This window comes from Exiguobacterium sp. s130, assembly GCF_018619055.1.
Lineage (GTDB): Bacteria > Bacillota > Bacilli > Exiguobacteriales > Exiguobacteriaceae > Exiguobacterium_A.
In genome coordinates, this window is record NZ_JACSNI010000004.1 from 100178 (window position 1) to 125336 (window position 25159).

Here is a 25159-nt window from a genome sequence, read left to right on the forward strand (position 1 = left end):
AAGGTATCATGTATTAGAAAGAAGGACTGTTTCATGATATATATATCATTTACTTTGTTAGGAGCAACCATCGGCATACTCTCTGGCTTTTTTGGAATTGGTGGCGGCATCATCCTTACCCCACTTTTATTGATTCTCGGCTATGAAGCGAGTACCGCGATCGTCCTCAGTCTGTTGCTGACACTCGGTTCGACTATGACCGGTACGCTCTCGCATCTTCGGTTAAAGACATTCCGTTTTCGCGATGCTGGGGTTATCGGTCTGACCGGCATCATCGGTTCAATGTTGATCACGCCAGTCGTCTTCTGGCTCGAGCGTCATGCTGGTGCCGATGTCGTCTTATCGAGTTTGTATATCGTCTTACTGCTTGGGTTTTCGATTCAATTTCTACGCCCTCGTTCTAAAGAGCGTTCGTCTTTTCCGGTCCATGATGCTTCCGTCGTGAAGCTTGCCATCATCGGACTCGCTGCCGGAATTCTCTCTTCGTTAATGGGTGTCAGCGGTGGGTTCTTACTAACCCCCCTCTTGATTGGGTGGGTTCGCTTCCCGCTCAAACAAGCAATCGGAACGAGTATTGCCTCTGCAACCCTTATCGTTCTCGGAGGGGTGACGAGTTATGTCGCTTCCGGAACCAGTGCTCCGTTATTACTTGGGATTGCTTTAATCATCGGTGCGTTCATCGGTTCTCCACTTGGTGCTTCACTCTTGCAACGCTTCAATGAGACGTTCGTCCAAAAGACGTTAGGGATCTTTTATGGTGTTGTCGCCTTAAGCGTCATCGTCAAAGTGTTCGGTCTTCCTTACCTGTCACTTGTCTTACTCGCTTTGTTCACACTCAGTCTGTTAAGCATCTTTGGCTACCGAATTATTAAAACTGCCTAAACGAAAAAGCAGCTGACACACCGTCAGCTGCTTTTATTCGTGCTCAATCGTTAACGCACGCTCTCTTCTTTGATTTTTTGCGGCTTCATGATTTTTGCTTCTTTTTTCTGACGCATGCGTTCCGCATTCATCAGTCCCCCTAACATCAAGACAACAGCAGATAAATAGAACCACGTCATCAAGACGATGATTCCGGCAAGCTGACCGTAAAGACGGTCGTAACTTCCAAACTCAGCGTAGTAAGAGAAGAATTCCGAAACGACTTGCCAAGCAATCGTTGCGAAGATCGCCCCGGGAAGTACCTGACGAACAGTCAAATGGACACTCGGTAGGATCCGATACAATAAGATGAAAAAGACAAGTAAGAACAATGTCCCGATTCCCCAGCGGAATAAGAACCAAATCCAAGAGTAGTTCGTCACGAAATCAGCGACAATCGCAAAGTGGTTGATGAAACGTCGTGTTAGTTTCTCTGAAATCGGAACAATCAATGAAATCGGTAAGATGATCATCATCCCGATTGTAAAAGCGAAGTCTTGCAACAGCCCGCGCCAAAACGGTGCTTTCCGTGTCACTTCGAGCGCATCGTTTAGCGAGCGGACAAGTGACTGGACCGACATCGAAGCAAGCCAAAAAGCGGCGATGAAACTGATCGAGGCAAGCTTAAAGCCGCCTTGATCAAAGATTCCGACGACATTCCGCTGAATCAAGTCGTACGTTTCTGCTGGAGCAAATGGTCGAATCAAATCCAGCACGTTTTCCGACGTAAACGGTAAGAACGAGACGATCCCAACCACAAATAATAAGAATGGGAATAAGGACAACATCAGATAATAGGCGAGCTGAGCCGATTTATCAAAAAAGGCTTCACCAAAAAAACGGGCAAATACAGGTTTGATTAAAGACATACAAATTTCCTCACTTTCAACTCATTCTCTACACTATCCCCCATTTCATAACTTCTTTAAACTTTTGGAAGTCTTTTGAACTTATAACAACCTTATACATCATTCAAGTTTGGCGCTTCGTTTCTTCGCGAGGTACACTAGGAACAGAGATTGTATCGTGCTTGTTTTTCAGAAAGGATTTCGATTCGTGGACCCATTCATTCAATCCGAAGCAGAACGCTTCTTTACTTCTTATATAGAGCAATACCCCGAAATGTCCGGACGTCAGCAAGAAGTCATCCGTTCGATTCAAATGACAGGAACATATGAACAGACGGCTTCTGAGCTCGCGTTCGGTGCTAAGCTCGCTTGGCGCAACAGTAACCGATGTGTAGGACGCCTCTTTTGGGAGCAACTTCATGTCTTTGATGCGCGGGATGCGTTGACCGTCGAAGCGGTCCGCGACGCGTTATTTGAGCATATCCGGTTCGCGACGAATGAAGGACGAATTCGCTCGACGATCACGATTTTTCATCCGACACGTGTGCGGCTGCATAATCACCAACTGATTCGCTACGCTGGTTATGAGACTGCAACAGGAATCATCGGCGATCCGGCTTCTGTCCAACTGACACGACAATGTGAAGCACTTGGCTGGAGAGGGGCAAAAACACCGTTTGACCTCCTTCCTCTCTTGATTGAACTCGATGGACAACGTAGTCTGCATCCGATTCCAGACGAGCTCGTGCTCGAAGTCAGCATCACACATCCTGACTATGACCTGTTTGATGGTCGCGAAGTCCGCTGGTATGCCGTACCGATGATTGCTGATATGCAGCTTGAGATTGGCGGTATTGTTTATCCGTGTGCCCCGTTCAACGGTTGGTATATGGGAACAGAAATCGGCGCTCGTAACCTCGCCGATACGGATCGTTACGATCTATTGCCACTCGTCGCGACGCAACTCGGTCTGAACACCTCGCGTGAACGTTCACTCTGGAAAGACCGAGCGCTCGTCGAACTGAACGTCGCCGTACTCGAATCTTTTGAACGCGCTGGTGTTACGATCGTCGATCACCATACCGCTGCCAAACAGTTCGCTCGTTTTGAAAAAAATGAAGCGGCATGCGGTCGCGATGTCACCGGGGAATGGTCCTGGCTCGTGCCACCGATGAGTGGTGCAACGACGCATATGTTCCATAAAGATTACGACCCAGAAATCAAACGACCGAACTTCTTTCCAAACTCAACACAGACAGCGCCTGTGACGGGTTGTCCGTTTCACCAAGGAGTATTGAAATGAATTATGTCGAACAGTTACGTCGAAAAATCGGTCACGATCCGGTCATTCTCGTCGGTTCCGTTGTCCTCGTCGTGCAACATAAACACATTTTGCTGGAACAACGGAACGAAGCACAAGCTCGCTTCGGTTTGCCAGGTGGATTAATGGAATGGGCGGAATCACCGGAAGAGACCGCTCGTCGGGAACTCCTCGAAGAGACTGGACTGGAAGTCGAACGATTGACGTTACTCGATGTCTACTCCGGTCCGCAATACGTGACGATTTTAGCGAACGGAGACGTCTTTCAAAGCGTCACTCTCGCCTATATCGGTGAACATCCGATCGGAACGTTAAAGCAAAGTGACGAAAGCATCAAGCTTCAGTTCGTTTCGCTAGACGACTTACCCGATCACTTGGTCGGTTCTCACGCTCGAATGATTGAAGACTACAAAAAACGCCGTTAAAGTATAGCGGCGTTTTTTCATTTGTTATAAAATGGAATAAATTCATTTTTAGAAAGGAGCTTTCAGATGAAACCACTTGTAATTGCTGGAATGTCCATACTCCTCAGTCTTTCATTAATCTCATCGACAGAAGCTGCTGCTCCTAAATCTGTCAAACAGACGTATACGATTGTCGATGCAAAAAACAAAAAGTATACTGTATCTGTTCAATCTAAAGCAGCATCTTGCCGAAAAGCGACAGTAGACGACTTTTGGTGGGTGAAAGGAAAGGATTCGTTATGCACTGGGAAGTTTTCTCTGTACGTAAATAACAAGTCGACAGCTTACCACTATACATTCTCGAAGGATTTTCCGTATGTGATTGCTACTCACGATTTTCGTACGAGCGGGAAATTGAAAAATGTATCCGGTCATCCGACCGTCTTTTCACTTTCTTTCCGAGAAACACCTTCTTACATGAGTTTAACTACATTCTCGATTCAAAACGGAAAATTAATTCGTCATCCAGGAACATTCATGTCTTACGGTATGCGACCTAAGATGAAAAGTGACTTGTTACAAGTTCCAATCTACTCGAATGCTGGAGACGAAGTCGGCTTTTTGTTCCAAGATAAAAAATTATCTAAAGGAAAATGGGTAAAAGGCAAAGAACACTCATTCTTATCCTCAAGTTTTAATAGCAAAACATATAAAAAAGGAGTTCAAGAATGGAACGCCTATAGCTCTAAGACGAATTACTTTGTAAAGTGACACTTACCTAAGTAAATAAAACCCTTATATTTTTTGTATCTTAAAGTAGCATACATAAAAAATTTAAGGGTTTTTGTAGTTAAAATCATTCCCTTCTTATTTTAGTGACTGACGCATGATGTATTGCTTCAAATCCCGTTGTATCCTTCCTTCAGAACGTAATGCTTCCCACACTTGTACATCTGTCGATTGATAATGATAGGTCGTTCCCGGTAAATGGCGGACGACTTCTGTCGCATGCCTTGCTTTATGTTCTGCTGGACCGACGACCGACAATAAAGCAGCCTCCGCTACAGCGACGACACTTTCCTCGAGTTGATAATAATTCGCCTGCAAGCGTTGCATGACATGAGGATCTTGTTGCCAGATGTATTCTCCTTGTCCACGATACTGTTTTAAGAACTCTGTTTCTTCGATCGCTGGCAAAGCGGATTTTTGATGTTCATCGGTTAAATGAAAATATCCAATTTCTCCAACAATCTTGTAGTGAAGCGATTGATACAATCGAATCGCCGGATCGTTCCCTTGAATGACTTCAAGCATCAGTTCATCCATTCCGATTTCCTTAGCGTGGCTCAGTTGCGCTTGGTACAAGGCTTTTGCAATGCCAAGTCGTCGATACTGCGGTGAAATGCCCAGCCCTCCACATCGCATGATGCGTTGACCATCGATTTCCTTCCAACCGTTCAGCCAAAGACCAACCGGTTTTTCTCCATGGTAGGCAATAAACGAATGTTCCAACTGGTTTCCGTCTCGCTCGAGAATTCGCTTCTGAAACTCTGCTTCTGATAAGTGCAGCGGAATCAGATAATCTTGAAATCCATCCTGCATCGTTTGATATGCTGTTTTTACGTCAGGCGCGCGTTGAATATGAATCATCGAAAAACCTCCTTTTCCACTGAGCAGTTTCGCTATCTTTCTTGCGGTTTCCTGCAGATAAAAACACCCTTGTCGCCAAGGGTGCCCTACTTATTGAATTTTAGAACGGCTACGTCCGTAACCAAAGTAAACAAGCAGTCCGATTGCTGTCCAAACGAAGAAGGCAATCCATGTGAATTTCTGTAAGTTGACCATCAACATGATACAAGCGAGGACTGATAGAATCGGTAAGACTGGTACGAACGGAACTTTAAAGGTACGCTTCAAATCAGGACGCGTCCGGCGCAGAATGATGACTGCGATTGAGATGAGCGCGAATGCTGCCAGTGTTCCGATGTTGATCAATTCAGCAAGTGTACCGAGTGGCACGAATCCGGCAATCAAACCGGCGATTGTTCCGAGGATCCATGTCGCTTTGACCGGTGTATGGGATTTTTCATTAACATCCGAGAAGACTTTCGGCAAGAGTCCGTCACGGCTCATCGCGAACAAGAGACGAATAAGACCAAATGTCATGACGAGGATGACCGTCGTCATACCAACGATGGCACCTAAGTCAACGAATCCAGCAACCCAGTCTTGACCTGCGACTTTTAACGCAAGCGATACGGGACTATCGACACCCTCGAACTGTTTGAATGGAACGATTCCGACCATGATAGCCGAAACGACGACGTATAGAACGGTAACGATCGCAAGCGATCCCAAGATTCCGATTGGTAAGTTACGTCCTGGGTTTTTGACTTCTTCTGCCGCTGATGTAACCGCATCGAACCCAAGGTACGCAAAGAAGGCAATCGCCGAAGCTTGTAAGATCCCACTCATACCAAACGGAGCAAATGGTTTATAGTTGCCTGGTTCGACATACCAAATCCCGACGACGATGAAAAGAACAACGACGGCAACTTTGACGAGTACCATGACATTGTTGACGCGTTTTGTTTCTTTAATGCCAAGCGAAAGCAAGAGCGTGATGACCATTAAAATCAAGAATGCCGGTAAGTTAAAGAATGTCTCGCTTCCCGGTACAGCTCCTGGCGCAGCTGTTAAAGCCGTCGGTAAATGGACGCCGAAACCTGCTAAGAGCGACTGGAAATATCCTGACCAGCCAGTTGCAACGGCACTTGAAGCGAGTCCATATTCTAAGATCAAACACCACCCGATGATCCAGGCGACAAGTTCCCCGACCGTTGCGTATGTATACGTATATACACTACCTGAAACAGGAATCATCGATGAGAATTCAGCATAACAAAGGGCTGCGAGTGCACAGACGACTGCAGAAATAATGAATGAGATCGGTAAAGCTGGTCCAGCATAAAGAGCACCCGTTCCTGTTAGAACGAAAATTCCGGTTCCGATGATGGCACCGATTCCAAGTAAAATAAGGTCAAACCCTGATAAATGACGTGCCAGTTTGGAATGTTGTTTCATATCCATCATTACACTGACATCTTTCTTGCGAAGCAAACTCATGTTTCATCCTCCGAACTTTTCTCTTTTTTCTGAATATTCAAATCATTTAGGTAATTGACTTTCTAATCATAACAAATGATGTCAGGTTCGATAAGTCTTTTTTTCTGTATTTTTTCACAAAGCGGTCAAACCACTTTTGTGAAAATACGACAACGCTTTGATGCATCAACGCGAAAACACCCTTTCCCCTAAAGTTAGAGGAAAGGGCGTACTCTCATTACGGACGATCATTAGGGTGATCGAGGTTTGGACGATTGTTAGGATGATCGAGGTTTGGCCCTTTATGATCATTTGGGTCAATCGGATAATCATCTTGTTGTGCTAAATCATTTTCTGGCAACGCACCTTTTGGTGTACCATGTGTCGTTTCATCTGTTGAAGATGAACGCGCTGAACGTGGTGCACGATCTGGTGTGACATCATCCGCTGCTTGTGACGCAGCACCTTTTGCTGCATCTTTCAAGCTTGGTGAAGAAGAAGTCGATGCAGACTTACTTGGAAGATTCGATGTGTCGACTTCCGTGTTATCTGCTTTCTTTTGCAGACGATCGAGGTAACGCGATGCATTATCACGTCCACCGAGACCAAAGGCAAGACCGAAAGCAAGCGCAAGTGCTCCAAGGATCAAGATGAAGGCTGAGTTGACGATTGTATCCGCAACACCCAATTGATCAAGTGCCATGAAGACAGCAAGTGCAAGAATCGCATACTTCGCAACGCTTGAGAGGACTTTCAGTTCAGAGTTACCGAACAGGCTGTCCATCGTACGTTTGAGAAGGTTGCTGACGATGATCCCGATTGCGAGAATGATGATCGCTGTCAAGACGCTTGGCAAGAAAGCAAGGACGGCACGACCGAGGTCGACCATGAAATCAAGACCAATCAAGTTGAAGGCTTCGACGACGAAGAGAACGACGATGACGATCTCAACGAGTGCACCAACGATGGAAGCTGGTGATGTAGACGCTTGGTTCGCATCCCACGTCCCGATTTTCAAGTGACGTGTTAGGTTATTGAATCCAAGACGTGACAGGAGATCCGTAACGAATTTTTTGATGAAACGTCCGACATAAAGACCGACAAGAATCAGAACGACCCCGATAATGATATTCGGAATCATACCTAGGACATCGTTCAACATGTTGATCGCTGGTCCTGTAATTCCTTTAATATTTAATTGATCAAGTGCTGAAATCGTGATTGGAATCAGAATCAAGATGAAGACGACTGTTCCAAGAATCGACGAAAGTGATTTCGAATCTTTTTGATCATTTGACCCAAGATTGAAGCGAGATGCAAATTTATCCGTTCCAACAGCATGAAGGAAATTCGTCACGATATCGCGGACGATTTTCGCTACGAGGAAGCCAACGAAGAAGATGGCTGCCGCAGCAATCAAGCGTGGAATGAATCCAAGGAATGACGATAACAATTGGCTAAACGGTTGTGAGACACTCTCAATGTTCAACGCACCAAGTACACCTGGTAGGAACAGAAGCAAGACGAGGTAGAAGACGATCTCCCCTGCGATTTTTGGATAAGCTGAAAGATCTGTCTGACCTTGAAGCATCTTGTTCGAACGTACTTTGTCGTTCGCCATCAGCTTCGTACCTGCTTTGACGATGATCATGCGGAGAACGACCGCGATGACATATGCCAAGAGGAGAATGAGGGCTGCTTTCAGGATATTCGGTATTGCCGCGAGCAATGTACTCATCGTATCCGCAAGTGGTCCTGCAATGATGTTCAGATTAAGGATATTGAAGACCAAGATCAGGACGAAGACCATGAGAATCCAAAAGACGACAGTCCCGATAATTTTTTCAGGTGTCCACTTTTTCTTCTTTGGTGGCGCCCCTTCTTTTTGAGGTGATAACTTGTTGACGACTCCAGATTTCTCTAACGCTTTTTGAATCCCGTTCGCAATCAGCTTAGCAATGAGCCATCCAATTAAAAAGACGATGATCGCTCCAAGCAAGTTGCCGAGTGATCCGAGAATGCCGTTCAGGTTCAACGACGTTCCGTTCCAAATGTTATTCATCTTTTTACACTCCTTCACCTAAAATAAAATTATATGTTTCTGACACTTCTTTAATTTCCCCAGCTAAAGGATTTGTTAAACCCTTACCTGTACCAGAATGTGGCGTTTCTTGTTTTTCCTACAATAAATTGGATAACTGCGGTATGTGAAAATACACATTTGTAATAATCACTTCTAAAAAAAGCAGCATCGTCTACATGACGACACTGCCTTATATCATACGACTTCTTTTTCAGAGAATTGGCTGTTGTACAGATCCGCATAAAATCCATCTGCCTCGAGTAATTCCTCATGAGTACCTTGTTCGATGACACGCCCTTGATTCATGACGAGAATCAAATCAGCGTCTTTGATCGTCGACAGACGGTGAGCAATGACGAAACTCGTCCGTCCTTCCATCAACCGTCGCATCGCTTGCTGGATGAAGACCTCCGTCCGTGTATCCACACTAGAAGTCGCTTCATCAAGGATCATGATCGGAGGATCGGCAAGAACGGCCCGAGCAATCGTCAACAACTGTTTCTGACCTTGCGAGATGTTCGAAGCTTCCTCATTCAAGACGGTATCATACCCGTCCGGCAATGTCCGGATGAAATGATCAGCATGTGCGGTCTTCGCTGCCGCGATAATTTCTTCTTCGGTTGCTCCACTTTTACCGTAAGCAAGATTGTCTCGGATCGTACCGTTGAAGAGCCACGTATCTTGTAAGACCATACCGAACGTCGTCCGTAAGTCTTCGCGTGACATCTCACGGGTATCGATGCCATCAATCCGAATCGTCCCGCCGTTTAATTCATAAAAGCGCATCAATAGATTGATCATCGTCGTCTTACCGGCACCCGTCGGTCCAACGATCGCGACGGTTTGTCCCGGTGCGACATCAATGTTCATATCCTCGATCAAGAGATCATTTCCGTAACCGAAATCAACGTGTTCGAATGCAACGGCTCCTTCAGCCTGCGCAAGACGATGCGTCGTCACTTCTTTGATCTCTTCTTCTTCATCCAACAATTCAAAGACACGTTCCGCTGCTGCGACCGTCGATTGGACGATGTTCGCGATGTTCGCCGTTTGTGTGATTGGTTGTGTGAACTGACGTGTATAGGTGATGAACGCTTGAATATCCCCGATCGAGATCGCCCGTTGCGTGACAAGAATCCCACCGACGATACTGATCAGGACGTAACTGATGTTCCCGATGAACATCATCATCGGCATGATGATCCCGGAGATGAACTGCGCTTTGCGCCCTGCTTCATACAACTCCTCGTTGACGGCATCGAATTGCTCGACCGCTTTGCGTTCATGTCCGAACGCCTTGACGACAGAGTGTCCGGTATACATCTCTTCGACGTGTCCGTTCAACTGACCGAGTGTTCGTTGTTGATCGGCAAAGTATTTTTGGGATCGTTTCAAAATCGGACGAATCGCAAAAATCGAGACCGGCAACGAGACGAGCGAGATCAGTGTTAACAATGGACTAATCGTCAACATCATGATTAGAATCCCGACAATCGTCACGATCGACGTGATGAATGATGTCACACTTTGTTGTAACGTACTCCCGATCGTATCGATGTCGTTCGTCACGCGGCTGAGTGTCTCCCCGTTCGGACGACCATCATAGTATTTTAATGGCAAGCGTTCGAGTTTATGGTTGACGTCCTCACGTAAATCGTAGACTGTTTTTTGAGCGATGCCCGACATCAAATACTGTTGCAAGTAATTGAACAGACTACTGATGATATACAGTCCAGCGAGCCACAAGAGGATCTGTCCGATTTTCGTGAAATCAATTTCTGCTCCTGGCACACCTTGGAATTTCGCATACGCCCCTTCAAACAATTCCGTGATCGCCGTTCCCATGATTTTCGGACCGGCAATCATGAAGACTGTACTGAGGATCGCTGCTAAAAAGACACCGATCAGTGCCGTCCGACGCGGACGCAAATACCGAAGCAAACGACGGAACGTTGCTTTGAAATCCTTTGGTTTTTCTCCGAGCATCATCATATTTCCGCCACCGGGACCACCAGGCGGAGGACCGCCGGCAGGTCGTTTCTTCTCACTCATGCGATTTCCTCCTCTGATAGTTGTGACTTAACGATTTCCTGATAGACGGCGTTGTTCGCAAACAACTCGTCGTGCGTGCCGATTCCAGCGACTTTCCCTTCATCAAGGACGATGATTTGATCGGCATCGATGACGGTACTGACACGTTGAGCAACGATCAAGACCGTCGCTTCGCGTGTTTCTTCCCGTAACGCTTTCCGAAGAGCGGCATCGGTCTTGAAGTCGAGCGCTGAAAAACTGTCATCAAAGACATATAGATCTGGTCGACGAACGAGGGCCCGAGCAATCGACAACCGTTGTTTTTGCCCACCAGAGACGTTCGATCCGCCTTGTTCGATCCGCGCATCGTAACCATCCGGCATCCGTTCGATGAAGTCCGTCGCTTGCGCAATTTGTGCTGCATGCGCGACCTCTTCATCTGTCGCGTCCTCTTTCCCGAAACGAATGTTTTCGGCAATCGTACCCGTGAACAGTAACGCCTTTTGGGGAACGAAGCCGATTTTCGACCGCAGTTCCTCTTGCGGTACGTCCTGGCTATCAACGCCATTGACGCGAATGCTCCCTTCCGTCACGTCATAAAAACGGGGAATCAAATTGACGAGCGTTGATTTACCGGAACCGGTCCCACCAATCACAGCCGTCACTTCACCTGGTCGTGCCGTAAAACTAATATCGGATAAAACGGGTGCCTCAGCTCCTGGGTAACGGAACGTGACACGATCAAAGACGAGCGTTCCTTTTTCACGGTCAGCGGTTTGTGTTCCCTCATCTGTCATCGTTGGTGTCATCTCGAGGACTTCATTGATCCGTTTCGCCGAGACGGCTGCCCGCGGAATCATGACGAACATGACTGAAGCCATGACGAGAGCGAACATAATTTGCATGACGTACTGGATGAACGCCATCAAGTCCCCGATTTGCATGCCACCATTATCGATCCGGATGCCCCCGAACCAAATGACACCGACGACCGTCAAGTTCATCACGAGCATCATCACTGGCATCAAAAACGCCATGATTTTATTGACCTTGATCGAGACTTCTGTCAAATCAGCGTTCGCTTTCGTTAACCGGACTTGCTCATCGCGTTCCCGGTTAAAAGCACGGATGACACGGATTCCGGTCAAGTTCTCACGTAGGACAAGGTTCAGTCGGTCGAGTCGCTTTTGGACCTTTCCGAACAACGGAACCCCTTTCCACAAAATCAATAGGATTGAAAGCACAAGGACCGGCATCGCCGCGACGATGACGAGCGATAGTTTGGCATCTTTTGAGACGGCCATGATCAATCCACCGATGAACATGATTGGTGCACTGACGACCATCCGTAACATCATGATGACGACTTGTTGGACTTGTGTGATGTCGTTCGTCGTCCGCGTAATCAATGACGCCGTTCCGACTTGGTCGAACTCTTGCAGTGAAAATCGTTCAACATGGTTAAAGACTTGGCGACGAATATCCCGTCCGAGCCCCATCGATGCCTTCGATGAATAATAACTGGCGGCAACTGCAGCTAACGCTCCGATACCGGTAATTCCGAGCATGACGGCACCAATTTTCCAAATATACGCGGTATCGCCGGTAACGACGCCTTTATCGATGATGTCCGCCATCAGTGTCGGCAAATAGAGATCAGACATTGATTGTGCGAAAACCAAGACGAGCACGGCAAGAACTGCCCATTTATATACCGTCAACCGTTTGAGTAACTTAATCATCCGAGCATCCTCCTTTCATATTTGGCTGTAAGATACGTCCGATGCCTTCTGCAATCTGAGCATGCGTCGCAAGCATCTGCTCGAACACCTCTTGATCAATCGTCTTTAGGACCTGTTCGAGTTGACGTTGCATCCCCTTCTCTTGTTCTTGAATCTCCGTCACGAATTGTTGTCCTTGATCACTAAGCGATAGGACGACTTCTCGTCGATTTTCAGGATTCGTCTCCCGAATGACCCAACCGGACTGAACGAGGCCCTCAATCGACTGACTCAGTGTGCTCTTTGGTAAATGTGTATGTGTCGCAAGTGCTTTTTGCGAAATCGGTCCACGTGGCGCAATCGTCATCAAGCTATGAAATTGAGGTAAACTGAGTCCGTTTTCCTGCGCCGTCTGGTGTGCTGCTCGAACGAGATGTCGTTGTACATTCCAAAACGACTGCATCATCGCCGTTGAACGAACCGTTTCCGTTTGCTCCATCCTGTTTCGCCTCCTTGTTCCATTTCAAATCGTTCCAAAAGGAACAATTACTTATATGAATTAAAATACGCTGATTATTCCTGGTTGTCAACGAAAAGGCGATGTGAAAAATCACATAGTTTTGCTATGCTTTTGTAGAGAAGGAGTGGAAGATAGATGAGACATGAGATGGGATTATATGAAGTACCGTTTCGTTCGATTGAACAACGGCTGAAAACGGTCGAAATTCGACTCAATGATCTGAAACGCCAACAAGTACAAGTCGGTGATCAGATTCAGTTCACGCATACGGAGACGAACGAGACGCTACTCGTCCAGGTGACGAAACGGGAGACATTTCAAGATTTTCAAGCACTGTATGAACACGTATCACAGGAATCCATCGACTGCGTCGGTTGGTCGATCGATGAACTCGTAACATCTACGTATACGATCTATTCACCAGAAGCCGAGCAACAGTACGGAGCACTGGCTCTTCATATCGAGTTATTGCCATAAAAAACGTCTTTTCTACAGTCAGCGTAGAAAAGACGTTTTTGAATTCATTCGGGTTCGACGTGAACATGGATATCATAAACTCCGTATTCTTCCGTCAGCGTATCCTCAACACGTGTCGCAATATCGTGCGCTTGATGGATGTTCAAGGTGGAGTTGACGAGGATGACGACATCGACGACTTCATTGTTACCGTAGTTACGTCCTTTGATGGACTTGATGCCTTTGACACCTTCAAGATCGAAGATGACATCTTCGTACATCTTCAGTTTCTTCTCATCAAAGCCATCTGTCAGTTCGTGTGACGCTTCCGTGAAGATATCCCATGCTGTCTTACAGATCAAGAAGCCGACGATGATCGCTGTCACGACATCGAGCCAGGGCATGCCGAACTGTGATCCGACGATTCCGATCGTCGTCCCGACACTGACCCACGCATCGGATAGATTATCTTTCGCTGCCGCCATGACGGCTTTGCTTTCAATCTCCTCGGATAACTTCTTATTGTAACGATAGACGAAGTACATCACGAGAGCTGAACCGATTCCGACGTACGCTGCAAGAACATCAGGCGATTCCTGCTTGCCTTCGAATAACGTCGAGATCGTATCGATCAAGACTTGGAGACCGACTGCCATCATAATGAAGGAAGCTACGAGCGAGGCAATCGTCTCACTTTTCCAGTGTCCGTACTTGTGATCGTCATCTGCCGGACGTTGTGAGATCCGTAAGCCGATTAAGACGGCAATCGACGCGATGATGTCAGTCGCGTTGTTCAAACCATCCGCCCGGAGTGCGGCGGAATCTGCTGTATACCCAATGATTAATTTTAAAGATGATAACAAGATATAGGCTGCAATACTGATCATCGCACCGCGTTCGCCGCGTTTTAGATTATCGTATTTTTGTTGTTCCATTCTCGTCGCCCCACTTTCTCTGCGATCAGCAAACCTCATCGTACCAGTCGGAAATCGAGTGGGTCTAGAGAAATCATTTTGTTTCGAACTAGGTAATTAACAAACACGCAATAATGTTTCCCTATGCCAAACTGAATTCGATTACGTCATGTAGCTATTTCAAAGAAAATCGGTAGCATCCCCTTAAAGATTAACCAACTTTTTTGACTTGTCAGACTCTTTGACGAACATAATTCGTGCAAGTTCTGAAGGGAATCGGTAGACTAAAGGTACAACACCAAGAGGAGGAGTTCTCACAATGGCAGAATTCATTAAGAGTGAAGAAACATTCAAGGAATTGATTTCAAGTGATGCACCGGTCATCATTAAGTTTGAAGCAGACTGGTGTCCGGACTGCAAACGGATGGACTATTTCATGCCGGACGTCGAGTCACAGTTCGACCACTTACCAATCCACACGATCGACAAAGATGAGTTCCCTGAAATCGCATCGAACCACGATGTCATGGGGATCCCGAGCTTGCTCGTCTTTAAAAACAATGAAAAACTAGCGCATTTGCACAGTGCAAATGCTAAAACACCAGAAGAAGTTACAGCATTCTTAAAGCAAAACTTCAACTAAGCAAAAATAACCTGACGCTGCGGCGTCAGGTTATTTTTTATGTACCGATCTGATTTGGAGTGCTACTTCAATCCTTCTCAGATTTTCTTAAAAAAGATGCGAGTGAACAGATTCGTAATCGTTCCAGCTATAGCTGCTTCGATCAGAGCGACGACCACGATTGCTAATAAATCCTGTATACCTAATGCGCCCAAGAAATTAATGAGATTCAGAATGAAAAATAGAATGAAGAAAATTAAATAGTCTCGTTTTCGCATAGTACTCCTCCTACTCAACACATATTTGTCGTCTTTCATCGCTACAACACTACCATACATGATGATTTTCTAAGGATTACATAATTGAAAGGAACATCTAATCTCTACAAAAAAGTAGTCTTTCTCCCGCTCGAGAAAGACCACTTTTTCTTATTTAACGTTCACACGCGATACCGTCTTTATCCCGGTCACTCTTCATATTTAAGTTATATGTCGCAAGACTCACGTATGCCTTATATTTTGTTGCTTTGTAGATTGGTTTTCCATTCTTGTCATAACCCGTTCGATTCTTTAACCCCGCTTTTTTCGCGACGCCACCTTTATAGGTCTTCTGCATTTCCGTACAGTTCTTAAAGGCTTTTGCTTTCGTCGCCGCTTCACTAGCTGCCGGAACATGAAGCAAAGCGAGACTGACGACACCCGCGAGTACGAGCCGACTCCATTTTTTCATAGGGGTTCCTCCTTTTTTCAAAAAACACGATTCGTCTTTTGATTATAAGAGGTCATTTTTAGAAATTGTTCCCTTTTTTCATTTTTACGTCAATGATTTTTAAAATCTGACAATCAACGAATATAGGACGAACTGACGAGGTCGTCTTTTAAGATTGACGTCGGAATTTTAAACTCGACGATGCCCATATATCCTGGAGCGATGCTGTACTCATCAAACGACAGGACTAATTTGTGGTCTGCCGTAATATAGAAGTTTTGCTTCGCTGAAATGTGTTTGAACTGTTCGTCCTCCGGTATATCCGGTGTTCCTTCGACGAAGTAGACTTTCCCTTCATCTGCTTTCATTTGGCGACGCATTTCTTCTTTTAGGTAATCACTGATTGTCGTGATATATCCGTCATCTTTGAACAAGGACGGTAACGTCAGGACAAGCTGTTGCTTCTTATCAATCGTATCGTACTGGACGCTTTCCGATGCACTTGCCCGTGTCTCCGTGACAGTTCGCCCGATCGACAACAGGTCGTCCGTATCCGTCTTGATGTCGTATCGGCTATCGATCGCAAATACTCCCTCTTGTCCGTGCGTCTCTTGTTTGAACTTTTCATATAACGCTTGTCCTTCCGCGATATACTTTTCATTCAGCTGTTGCTCGAGTGCCTTGTCCGGTAACGTCACTTGGGGTGCTTTAATATCAGCCGACTGTTGTGTCTTCGTCTCTTTCCAATCAATCGTCACGATCTCGGTCAGTTGACCGAGGACTGGCACCTTCGCCATTGCGTCTGCAAACGACGCATTACTATTTAATCCGCCAATGAATAACGTGATGGCGGCCGCTGTAATCAACACGGATTGCTTCGTCCGTGAAGGACGAGTTCGACGCTCGACTCGGGCAATCATTTCATCGAGTTCCTTTGGGACCGGTGGTTGTTGGTAAGCCTGTTTCAGATCATCAAGTTTGTTTGACATCTAGATCATCTCCATTCAATTTCATTTTCAGTAAGGTCAACCCTTTATAGAGGCGAGACTTGGTCGTACTTAGGTTCAGCTCTAAAATCGTCGCGACATCTTTTAAGATCAAGTCCTCGAAATAGTGTAAGATAACGACTTCCCGGTACATGACCGGTAACTCCTCGAGTGCTTGTCGCAAATCAGCATCCGGATATGTATCTTCTTTCGTTGCAACGAGTTCAATCAGTCGCTCCGAGTCGTAACTGATACTATGCTGACGCTTCCGAATTGCATCGATCGCTGTTCGAGTCAAAATCTGATAGAACCAGGCTTTCATCCGTTCATCATCCTCGAGTCGAGCGAGTGATTGTAACGCTTTTTGGATGCTGTCCTGAATGACATCCAGACTATCCTGTTCATTTTTCATATAACTGTAGGCTAACCAGTAGAGATTCGGTTTGTATTGCTTTAAAAAACGGACGAATGCTTGTTCCCGTTTTCTCATTTGGCGAGAGGTCATAGGCCGCGGCTCCTTTTTTCGATATCGTTCTGTGTATACATCATTAAGACGGGCGAGTCGAGAAAAAAGTTGACGACACAACAAAAAAAGGCGACACAAGGTCACCTTTTTGAATCAATAATCTAAATGCCGTGATGCATCATTCCAGACTTTTACGTGAAGCGTGATCAAGGCGATACCGTACAGAACACTCATGTATAACGAAAACTCACCAAACAGAACATCCGTCCAGGCATTTAATCCAAACAATGGGATGACGAACAGGAAATAGAATATGAACTGAACACTCGCAAGCCCATCAAACCAAATCGTCTCAGAAAACGCGCCTTCAAGTAACGAAACACCGTAGATGAATAACGCCGCAACGAGACCAATCCGGATATACCAGACCATAAGTCGAAGCGCTTTATCTTCTTTGATATAGAATAGAGACACGACTAAACCAACAAGCCAGACAACGGAGGCAATGCTTTGCCATCCGTTAATCATTCCGTCCGGATGGAGCATGGCGGACCATCCGTTAATTCCGATCATGACAAGTAAACCTAAAATAAAGATGAACCGATACGGTAAGTCCCTCTGACGCATGACGTTTCCTCCCCTGAAAACGAATAGATGTCACCTCTACCCTTTACATTCCATATGATGGGTTTTAATCCTTTTTCTTTTACACATTTTTTCACCCTATTTCTATTGATTTTTTATTTAATCCGGGCAAAATGGGCTGACTCAAAAAAAGAATGACGCGTCTTTTCACGCCCTTTCCTCAGGCGAGACACAAGCCAGTTTTCCTGCTTCATTCAAGCAGGAAAGCGGGTCTTGTTTGTCTCTGACAGCGCATAATGCGCTTTTTCCTGTAGGAGTGGCGTGTGACGCGTCATTCTTTTTGTTAAAAGATAAGGGTGGCAGATCATCATTCTGCCACCCTTATCTTTGTAGAGACTGACTTTTGAGTCAGCCCCTTTTCCTTATACGCTTTGGGGAAGCGTAGCTTTATGTCGCTTGATCACGTTCGCATACCAATGAGCACTGTCTTTCCAAATTCGTTCCTGTGTCTCGAAATCGACATAAAGGATTCCGAAGCGTTTTTCGTAACCGAAGCTCCACTCGAAGTTGTCAAGAAGCGACCATAAGTAGTAGCCATCAATATTCATGCCTTCTTCGTTCAAATCCGAGATTGCTTGCAAGTGTTGCGCAACGTAATCGATTCGATTTTGGTCGGCGACCCGTCCTTCGATCAGATCATCGTCAAATGCGGCTCCGTTTTCTGTAATATAGATCGGTAAATCTGTATATTCCGCCCGCAATCGGCGAATTAAGTCCTTGAATGCGTTCGGTGCAAGGGCCGTATATTGTTTCGTACGGAGTTCTTTTGCGTAGTCCATATATTCTTTTCGTGCATCGGTCAAGACGAGCTCCTGCTTGTCGTTGACCCATGGTTGTGGATCATTGCCTTGAACGAACCAACGAATCGATCCTTCATCCGGGAACATTTTATAGCCTTTTTGCTTCATCTTAATCGGCGACTTCAAACACCCCATCCATTGAATTCATCATGCCGCCGATTTTTTTCGGGTCGTCTGTTCCGAGTACTTTTTTCGCAATGCTTCGTTTGTAGTAAATGCCTCCTGGCGTCGTTTGCCAAGAGAGCGCACGCACGTTTCCTTCTTTATCTTTCCCCATGTCAAATACATACGGAATATAGTCTTTTGCAACGTCATCTGCATTAAACGGCTTTTCGGATAAATTTGCCCAGTAGCCAGCGTCGACCCATTGTTTCAAGAAGGCAATTTCACCCGTGAAGATATCTGGTGCTCCGACGCCACTTTCAAGAGCTGGTTTCAACTTCGTCGGATAGTCGGCCATCGGCACGATCGTCAATTCGACTTTAACGTCATTCTTTTCTTTAAATTTTTTGATTGGTTTTTTTAATTCATCCGTAAACGACCAGATCTTTAAGACCTCTTTGCCACCACTCGTAGTGTCTTCGCCACTTCCCGTACATCCCGCTAAGACAGTTGCTGTCATGGCACCAATCGTGACTGTACTAATGAACGCCTTTTTCATTTCATCCCATCTTTTTTTAATAGTTTTTAAGTAAGCGCTTTCAATTTAATCGTTTAATTCGAAATCGCTTTCGGAACTGCCGTAAAAATAATTTCGGAATCGCTCTCGCGTTTTCTCCCTGACAACCAGCGAGAGCGATTCCGAAATTGGTGCACGTCACTCAGGTGCAGGACCTGTCGAATGACGAACGATCAACTCGACGGGGATGACGTCTTGTGTCGTGATCCGCTGTTTATCGACAATTTGTTCGATCAAGACTGAAGCCGCATGCTGACCAATCGTTTCCGTATCTTGCCGGACGGTCGTCAGCTTCGGTGTGATGTACTTCGCCATCTCGATATCATCGTAGCCTACGAGTGAGATATCTGTTGGAATCTGTAAGCCAGCTTCATGAATCGCTTCAATAGCGCCGATTGCCATTTGGTCCCCTGCCGCAAAGACAGCAGTCGGTCGATCTGGTAGCGCTAGCAACTCTTGCATCGCCCGTTTTCCTTCTTCTCCGGAAAACAACCCACCGTTTGCAATATAGCCGTCCGGAATCGGCAGACCGAACTGGGTCATTGCTTGTTTATAACCTTCAATCCTTGCTGCACCAGCATCCGTCGTCGTGTCGCCAGCGATATGCGCAATCCGGCGATGACCTAATTCATATAGATGCTCGACGGCTAGTCGCCCACCCGTAATATTGTCGGAATAGACGACGCTACAATCCGGACTGTACATATCAACGACAACGATCGGAATCGTACTTTGAATCAATTCTTGAACGTGCAGATCCAACTGGTCCGAACAGATGACGACAATGCCATCAACCGCTCGGTGCCGAAAGTGCTCCAAGTAACTCATGTCCCGATTACGTAAATTTCGTGATGCAAAAATCAGATCGTAACCTTGCTGCTCTGTTGCTTTCCGGAAGCTTTCAATGATCGCATTAAAGAACGGATGCATCATGCCGACACCATGTGCTTCTGAAAACATGACACCAATCGTCCATGAACGTTTTGTCGAGAGCGATTGAGCATGTGCATTCGGCAAGTATCCCATCTCAGCTGCTGCCTGGACGATCTTCGCTTTCGTCTTTTCACTGACATCTGAATAATTATTTAAGGCTTTCGAGACCGTCGTGATCGAAAAACCGGTCATCTTCGCTAAATCATAAATTGTTCCCATACTACTCACTCCATTTCACCGAAAGCGCTTTCGATAAATTTAGTATACGAAGTCTTTCTGGAAGTTGCAACCTATTTTTATAAAAATCAGATAAATTGAAACTGTCATCATTTATACTAAATAAATCAGCAACCCACTCTTTTTATACGAACAAATGTTTGGTATACTGAAAGAAACACATTCTTCCTTTTGAAAGGAGCTTTCCCATGCCGATTAATCCGTATCTTGTCTTTAATGGAAATACCCGTGAAGCGTTGACGTTCTACACGGAGGTGTTCCAGGAAGAAATGCCAGAAATCATGGAGTTCGGACCAGGTCCTGGACCGGATGGTCAACCGTATCCACCGGAGCACCAGACACTGATTTTGCATGCGCAGCTCATCGTTCATGGCACACGTCTCATGTTCTCAGACGCGATGCCACAAAACCCTGTGACGTTCGGACAAAACATTACGCTAGCCCTTCACTTAGCCGATGTGGAGCTATTGCACGAAACGTTCGCGCGGCTCGCTGAAGGCGGCAAGATCATCATGCCGATTCAAAAGACGTTTTGGAGTGAAGCCTACGGTATTGTCGAAGATGCGTTTGGCGTACAATGGCAGGTTAATCATGAAACGAGTATGGGCTAATAAATAAGTGTAGCGCATCATACATGGAAGGGATGGGTTCCTATTGAATCACCAAGAGCTGTATACGATCTTTCCCCAGCTCGTCTTATATCCGAACTTATTTTATCACAATGCGAACGGAATCCGCTTTGAGCTAGGCGATTCAACATTGCTCAAAAACGTTGGTCTAGATGATCCGAATTATCTAGAGTCCGCCTATCGAAAAGCCCTAACCTTATTCGAAGCCATCCATGCTCCATCTGATCTTATCACATGGATCGTGCAGGTCAGTCCCTACAAAAGAACAAGCGGTTGGAAACCGGTCGTGCATAGTGGATTTGTGAAGTACTTGAAGTCCCCTTCTTTACGCTATCGCCTGCGGTGCGATCGTACACCGCAATATGTGGAAGAGCATCCCTATGCTACATACACATTGTCTTTGACCTGTACGCGGCAAGAGATTCATTATCCAGCTTTAATCCGTGATATTTGCAGTCACGATGTCACGGATCGTCCTTCTTTTATCCATCGTACCTTTTTCTTTAATCCGAGACGAAAGAGTCTGTTTCACATCTATGATGACCGAGGCTGTGACCTGATCGGCGAAACACCTGACGCTATCCGTGATCTCTACGATGATTATAAGCATTGGATATTGAACCATGATAAAAACACTATTGATCAGACATTCTCACTATAAAGAGGCGATTCTAAGACAAAGAATCGCCTCTTTATTAGCTCTCGCTTAAAGAAGTCGAACGCACAGTCGACTGAATCAACTGCTTCACCCAAGCTTGTCTTGCTTTTACTGAAAACTCTTCATTTCCAAATACTTCTACTCTAAAGGGAAGCGTTTTTAACAACTGATGTTCCAATGCTTTTCGTTCCCTTAAGATTGCAATCGTCCCTTCCACTCCTAATAATGAGTGATTCACACCATATGCTTGCTCCGTGTAATAGGATACAAATCCGTCCGCCCATTCTGTCGGACGCTCTTTTAGTGCTTTACGGAAGCTTCGTTCTACATCCGGTTGATCAACATAGACGAGAACTGGTTGTAGAGGCGCGATGATCGTCGCTAAGCGTTCAATATATGCTCGCAACGTCTCTTCCGGTAAATCGTATTTGATGAGCCCCATCGTCAACGGATTTTGCAAGAAACAGCACTCAAAAACATATGTTGTATCCGTCGTTAACGCTTGAGCAACGAACGCTTCCCACTTCTTTAGTATCAGTGATTGATGTAACTCGAACGGTAGTTCATAGATATCACGTGCTTGCAAAAATGAAAGCGCAGCTTCAGGAACATTCTGTTTTGACTGCCACTTACGATATGATACAAGCACATAATCATTGAACACCTCAGCAAATCGTAAGACATCGAGTGAAGCGTACTTACTTTGAAAATCCGTCCATTCATCCATCGTTAAGTAAGCGACACTCTCATAATCCGCAGGATGGTTGAGGTCTCCTTCGATATGAAGACGCGTATTGATTTGTTCCTTTTGCAATAGACGAGTTAATGCTTCAGCTGTCGTTGTTTTGCCTGAGCCTGGGAGTCCTTCAACTAAAAATAAGCTTGTCACCATTCTTTGTCCTCCTAAAAAAGCATGTTAAAAATTCATATGCTATATACATTACAATTTATAGTATTATTTAATTATGTAAATTACATTATATTACAGGTTAGCCGAATCATTTATCATTACCTTGAGAGGATTTCATACAGTGAAAAATCTTTATTTCGAGAAACGTAAATTTACTTATAGTGACGTAATCAATACGCAGTCGGATTTTATAGACGATTATCCAATCGTTTACCTATTGTACAGTTCAACTAAAGAACAAGCATACGTAGGGCAAACGGTTCAAAAAAATCAAAGATTAAAATCCCATTTAAAAGATTCTCGACGTAAACAACTTGATCAAACAATTTTAATTGGACACGAGCAGTTTAACCAATCGGCCACTTATAACATAGAGTCTAATTTGATCAACTTTCTGATTGCTGACGGTCATTATAAGTTGCAGAACGTCAGTCAAACAGCCTCTCGTTATACTCATAATTATTATCAAAAGTCCTTTTTTAATGAAACGGTCTTCGAAAATATTTGGCAACGATTGCGTGAAGAAAGCATTGCTAAAGGAACACTTGAATACTTACGCAATAAAGATGTTTATAAACTCTCTCCATATCGTGAATTGTCTGAGCAACAACTCGAAGTAAAACAAGAAATACTAGAATACTGCAAAATAAATATTACACAACCAGGACATCATGTATTTATTGTCGAAGGAGATGCCGGGACAGGTAAAAGTGTTTTGCTTAGTTCTTTATTCAATACAATCCAGGACCTGTCGAAAGATACAAGTTCTGCTCTTTATCAAACAGACAATTACTTACTTGTTAATCATAGTGAAATGCTAAAAACGTATAAATCGATTGCAAGAAGCTTACCGAACCTGAAGAAAAAACAATTCCAAAAACCTACACCATTCATAAACACATTAAGTAATCAAAACATGATGGTAGACATTGTACTAATTGATGAAGCACACCTACTCTTAACAAAAGAAGACACGTATAATAACTTCCATCAAAAAAATCAGCTGAACGAAATCATCACACGTAGTAAAGTCACTATTCTAATTTTTGATCCTAAACAAGTGTTAAAAATCAAGAGCCACTGGGGACGTACTACTCTTCAGGAAATCGTCGGTCCCTTCGCAACGAAAACGTTACGATTATCCAATCAATTTCGGATGCGAGCTAGTCAAGAAACATTACATTGGATCAATCGTTTTGTAGAACGAGAAATCTTACCGTTACCATCAGACTCTAACTATGACTTTCAAATCTTCGAAGACCCCGAAGCATTCAAACAAGCAATTTTTCAAAAAGATCAAAAATATGGGCTTTCAAGAATGGTATCAACCTTTGATTATCTTCATAAAAAAGATGGTGCTGACTATTACGTAGACGAGGATGGCATCAACCTTCCCTGGAATCGTAGTTACTCAAATATAACGTGGGCAGAACAACCCGAAACAATAAACGAAGTTGGATCAATTTATACAATTCAAGGATTTGATTTAAATTACGTAGGTGTTGTGCTTGGTCCTTCCATTCAATATGACGAAGAGACTCAGCAGCTAATCATTGATCCTACACAGTATAAGGATAAAGGCGCCTTTGTTTCGCGCCAGGACTTAAGTAAAACAGAAAATGAACAAGCCAAAGAAGATATTATTTTAAATTCATTAAACGTTTTGATGAAGCGAGGCGTAAAAGGACTTTATCTTTATGCTACGAATCTGCAATTGCGAAAACGTCTATTACAGCTAAAGGAGAATGACTCATGAATGAAATTGAATCTTTAATAAAAAAAGTCGATGAGTTTCGGGATGAACGGAACTGGAGACAATATCATAACGCTAAAGATTTAGCGATTTCTTTATCTATCGAAGCGTCTGAGTTATTGGAGGCTTTTCAGTGGAAGACAAGTGAAGAAGCTTGGAAAGAGAACAAAGAGAATATTAAAGAAGAGATTGCTGATGTTCTGATTTACGCGTTGACTTTATGTAGTGAATTGAATATCGATGTAGAAAAAATTGTAATAGATAAAATCCGGAAGAATGGGAGAAAATACAAAGTTTAATTTAAATTAGAAGGACAATTTCTGTATAGAAACTTCAGGAATTGTCCTTCTTAGTGATTTACATCACTGCTTATAGTAATCATATAATTCATCAATAGTTAAATCTATCCCACTAGAGTTGAGGCGAGCTTTTCTACTGTCAAATAATCTTTTAATCATATTTTGAATCTCTTCAAGCATCGATACATTAAGTCCAACTCGCATATGTTTCCATGCCAAATGTAATAAGTTTTTTTGAAACAAGTGTGATTTCGTTTTATCTTGGCCTATTTGCTCAGCTAGTTGTGTCGAACGCTTTTCAGATAATGCTATGAATAATCCATCAAGATACGCTAATGCCTCCGTCGGACTATCTTCAATCATTTGATTAATCTCATCGAAATGAAAAATTATTTCGTCTACATGAAGAAGCGTCTGTAACTCTCCCCAAACTTCTACTTCTTTCAATCAATCTCACCCCAATTAGTTTATACATTTATTTTAATAAGTTATATTTAACTTTATCATTAT

At 44.5% G+C, this 25159-nt stretch carries 26 protein-coding genes and 1 pseudogene; 10 read left to right on the forward strand and 17 right to left on the reverse strand.

Annotated features, from left to right (window positions below; all coding sequences use genetic code 11):
- Positions 1-33: 33 nt before the first annotated feature.
- Positions 34-882, forward strand: a complete 849-nt coding sequence (locus tag HZS85_RS11545) for a sulfite exporter TauE/SafE family protein (RefSeq protein WP_214856111.1) — start codon at positions 34-36, stop codon at positions 880-882.
- A 50-nt stretch (positions 883-932) separates the two neighbouring features.
- Here the strand turns inward: HZS85_RS11545 and HZS85_RS11550 are convergent, their stop codons facing one another.
- Entirely contained in the window at positions 933-1790 is an 858-nt protein-coding gene (locus HZS85_RS11550; protein ID WP_214856113.1) for a YihY/virulence factor BrkB family protein, read from the reverse strand.
- Between the two features lie 187 nt (positions 1791-1977).
- Here HZS85_RS11550 and HZS85_RS11555 point away from each other — a divergent pair, with 187 nt between their 5' ends.
- The 3 genes from HZS85_RS11555 to HZS85_RS11565 all read left to right on the forward strand — a co-directional run bounded on the left by HZS85_RS11555 (position 1978) and on the right by HZS85_RS11565 (position 4265).
- A complete protein-coding gene (locus tag HZS85_RS11555; RefSeq protein ID WP_214856115.1) occupies positions 1978-3072 on the forward strand; it encodes a nitric oxide synthase oxygenase in 1095 nt (364 codons plus the stop codon).
- Positions 3069-3515, forward strand: coding sequence for an NUDIX hydrolase (locus HZS85_RS11560; RefSeq protein WP_214856117.1), 447 nt, complete (start codon positions 3069-3071; stop codon positions 3513-3515). Before HZS85_RS11555 ends, HZS85_RS11560 begins: the two co-directional genes overlap by 4 nt.
- A 66-nt stretch (positions 3516-3581) precedes the next feature.
- Positions 3582-4265, forward strand: coding sequence for a hypothetical protein (locus HZS85_RS11565; protein WP_214856119.1), 684 nt, complete (start codon positions 3582-3584; stop codon positions 4263-4265).
- Positions 4266-4361: 96 nt separating this feature from the next.
- Here the strand turns inward: HZS85_RS11565 and HZS85_RS11570 are convergent, their stop codons facing one another.
- The 6 genes from HZS85_RS11570 to HZS85_RS11595 form a co-directional block, all read right to left on the reverse strand.
- Positions 4362-5144: a GNAT family N-acetyltransferase gene (locus HZS85_RS11570; RefSeq protein WP_214856121.1), complete on the reverse strand. Its 783-nt coding sequence runs from the start codon at positions 5142-5144 to the stop codon at positions 4362-4364.
- A gap of 90 nt (positions 5145-5234) precedes the next feature.
- On the reverse strand, positions 5235-6620 hold the full coding sequence (bcaP, locus tag HZS85_RS11575; RefSeq protein ID WP_214856123.1) for a branched-chain amino acid transporter BcaP: 1386 nt from the start codon (positions 6618-6620) through the stop codon (positions 5235-5237).
- Between the two features lie 217 nt (positions 6621-6837).
- Positions 6838-8661 carry a mechanosensitive ion channel gene (locus HZS85_RS11580; RefSeq protein WP_214856124.1) on the reverse strand — a complete coding sequence of 608 codons (1824 nt, stop codon included), beginning with the start codon at positions 8659-8661 and terminating at the stop codon, positions 6838-6840.
- A 216-nt stretch (positions 8662-8877) separates the two neighbouring features.
- On the reverse strand, positions 8878-10734 hold the full coding sequence (locus tag HZS85_RS11585) for an ABC transporter ATP-binding protein (RefSeq protein ID WP_214856125.1): 1857 nt from the start codon (positions 10732-10734) through the stop codon (positions 8878-8880).
- Complete coding sequence (locus tag HZS85_RS11590; RefSeq protein WP_214856126.1) at positions 10731-12455, reverse strand: ABC transporter ATP-binding protein; 1725 nt, start codon at positions 12453-12455, stop codon at positions 10731-10733. Before HZS85_RS11590 ends, HZS85_RS11585 begins: the two co-directional genes overlap by 4 nt.
- Positions 12448-12933: a MarR family winged helix-turn-helix transcriptional regulator gene (locus HZS85_RS11595; RefSeq protein WP_214856127.1), complete on the reverse strand. Its 486-nt coding sequence runs from the start codon at positions 12931-12933 to the stop codon at positions 12448-12450. Before HZS85_RS11595 ends, HZS85_RS11590 begins: the two co-directional genes overlap by 8 nt.
- A 156-nt stretch (positions 12934-13089) precedes the next feature.
- On the opposite strand from HZS85_RS11595, the gene HZS85_RS11600 reads away from it, so the two are divergent.
- The gene (locus HZS85_RS11600; protein WP_035411172.1) at positions 13090-13431 is read left to right on the forward strand and encodes an ASCH domain-containing protein; all 342 of its coding nucleotides are present in this window, start codon (positions 13090-13092) and stop codon (positions 13429-13431) included.
- Positions 13432-13475: 44 nt separating this feature from the next.
- Here the strand turns inward: HZS85_RS11600 and HZS85_RS11605 are convergent, their stop codons facing one another.
- The gene (locus HZS85_RS11605) at positions 13476-14345 is read right to left on the reverse strand and encodes a cation diffusion facilitator family transporter (RefSeq protein WP_053452503.1); all 870 of its coding nucleotides are present in this window, start codon (positions 14343-14345) and stop codon (positions 13476-13478) included.
- Between the two features lie 298 nt (positions 14346-14643).
- On the opposite strand from HZS85_RS11605, the gene HZS85_RS11610 reads away from it, so the two are divergent.
- Entirely contained in the window at positions 14644-14967 is a 324-nt protein-coding gene (locus HZS85_RS11610) for a thioredoxin family protein (protein ID WP_023466923.1), read from the forward strand.
- 77 nt (positions 14968-15044) lie between these two features.
- Here the strand turns inward: HZS85_RS11610 and HZS85_RS11615 are convergent, their stop codons facing one another.
- The 7 genes and pseudogenes from HZS85_RS11615 to HZS85_RS11645 form a co-directional block, all read right to left on the reverse strand.
- On the reverse strand, positions 15045-15224 hold the full coding sequence (locus tag HZS85_RS11615; protein WP_214856128.1) for a hypothetical protein: 180 nt from the start codon (positions 15222-15224) through the stop codon (positions 15045-15047).
- Between the two features lie 154 nt (positions 15225-15378).
- The gene (locus HZS85_RS11620) at positions 15379-15675 is read right to left on the reverse strand and encodes an excalibur calcium-binding domain-containing protein (RefSeq protein WP_214856129.1); all 297 of its coding nucleotides are present in this window, start codon (positions 15673-15675) and stop codon (positions 15379-15381) included.
- Between the two features lie 113 nt (positions 15676-15788).
- The gene (gene rsiV / locus HZS85_RS11625; protein WP_214856131.1) at positions 15789-16643 is read right to left on the reverse strand and encodes an anti-sigma-V factor RsiV; all 855 of its coding nucleotides are present in this window, start codon (positions 16641-16643) and stop codon (positions 15789-15791) included.
- A complete protein-coding gene (locus HZS85_RS11630) occupies positions 16627-17145 on the reverse strand; it encodes an RNA polymerase sigma factor SigV (protein WP_214856133.1) in 519 nt (172 codons plus the stop codon). Before HZS85_RS11630 ends, rsiV begins: the two co-directional genes overlap by 17 nt.
- 114 nt (positions 17146-17259) lie before the next feature.
- A complete protein-coding gene (locus tag HZS85_RS11635) occupies positions 17260-17733 on the reverse strand; it encodes a hypothetical protein (protein WP_214856134.1) in 474 nt (157 codons plus the stop codon).
- Between the two features lie 380 nt (positions 17734-18113).
- A pseudogene (locus HZS85_RS11640) lies at positions 18114-19212 on the reverse strand (ABC transporter substrate-binding protein).
- Positions 19213-19368: 156 nt separating this feature from the next.
- The gene (locus HZS85_RS11645) at positions 19369-20382 is read right to left on the reverse strand and encodes a LacI family DNA-binding transcriptional regulator (protein WP_214856135.1); all 1014 of its coding nucleotides are present in this window, start codon (positions 20380-20382) and stop codon (positions 19369-19371) included.
- Positions 20383-20588: 206 nt separating this feature from the next.
- Here HZS85_RS11645 and HZS85_RS11650 point away from each other — a divergent pair, with 206 nt between their 5' ends.
- Together HZS85_RS11650 and HZS85_RS11655 are read left to right on the forward strand one after the other, a co-directional pair.
- Complete coding sequence (locus HZS85_RS11650; protein ID WP_035411200.1) at positions 20589-21011, forward strand: VOC family protein; 423 nt, start codon at positions 20589-20591, stop codon at positions 21009-21011.
- Between the two features lie 43 nt (positions 21012-21054).
- On the forward strand, positions 21055-21690 hold the full coding sequence (locus HZS85_RS11655; RefSeq protein WP_214856136.1) for a DUF3885 domain-containing protein: 636 nt from the start codon (positions 21055-21057) through the stop codon (positions 21688-21690).
- Positions 21691-21724: 34 nt separating this feature from the next.
- Here HZS85_RS11655 and HZS85_RS11660 read toward each other — a convergent pair whose 3' ends face one another.
- The gene (locus HZS85_RS11660) at positions 21725-22579 is read right to left on the reverse strand and encodes a P-loop NTPase family protein (RefSeq protein ID WP_214856137.1); all 855 of its coding nucleotides are present in this window, start codon (positions 22577-22579) and stop codon (positions 21725-21727) included.
- Between the two features lie 139 nt (positions 22580-22718).
- Here HZS85_RS11660 and HZS85_RS11665 point away from each other — a divergent pair, with 139 nt between their 5' ends.
- Positions 22719-24353: a DUF2075 domain-containing protein gene (locus tag HZS85_RS11665; RefSeq protein WP_214856138.1), complete on the forward strand. Its 1635-nt coding sequence runs from the start codon at positions 22719-22721 to the stop codon at positions 24351-24353.
- Positions 24350-24649 carry a nucleotide pyrophosphohydrolase gene (locus HZS85_RS11670; RefSeq protein ID WP_214856139.1) on the forward strand — a complete coding sequence of 100 codons (300 nt, stop codon included), beginning with the start codon at positions 24350-24352 and terminating at the stop codon, positions 24647-24649. The genes HZS85_RS11665 and HZS85_RS11670 overlap by 4 nt, the downstream gene beginning before the upstream one ends.
- 63 nt (positions 24650-24712) lie before the next feature.
- Here the strand turns inward: HZS85_RS11670 and HZS85_RS11675 are convergent, their stop codons facing one another.
- Positions 24713-25096 (reverse strand): hypothetical protein, encoded by a 384-nt coding sequence (locus tag HZS85_RS11675; RefSeq protein WP_214856140.1) that lies wholly within the window; start codon positions 25094-25096, stop codon positions 24713-24715.
- Between the last annotated feature and the right edge of the window lie 63 nt (positions 25097-25159).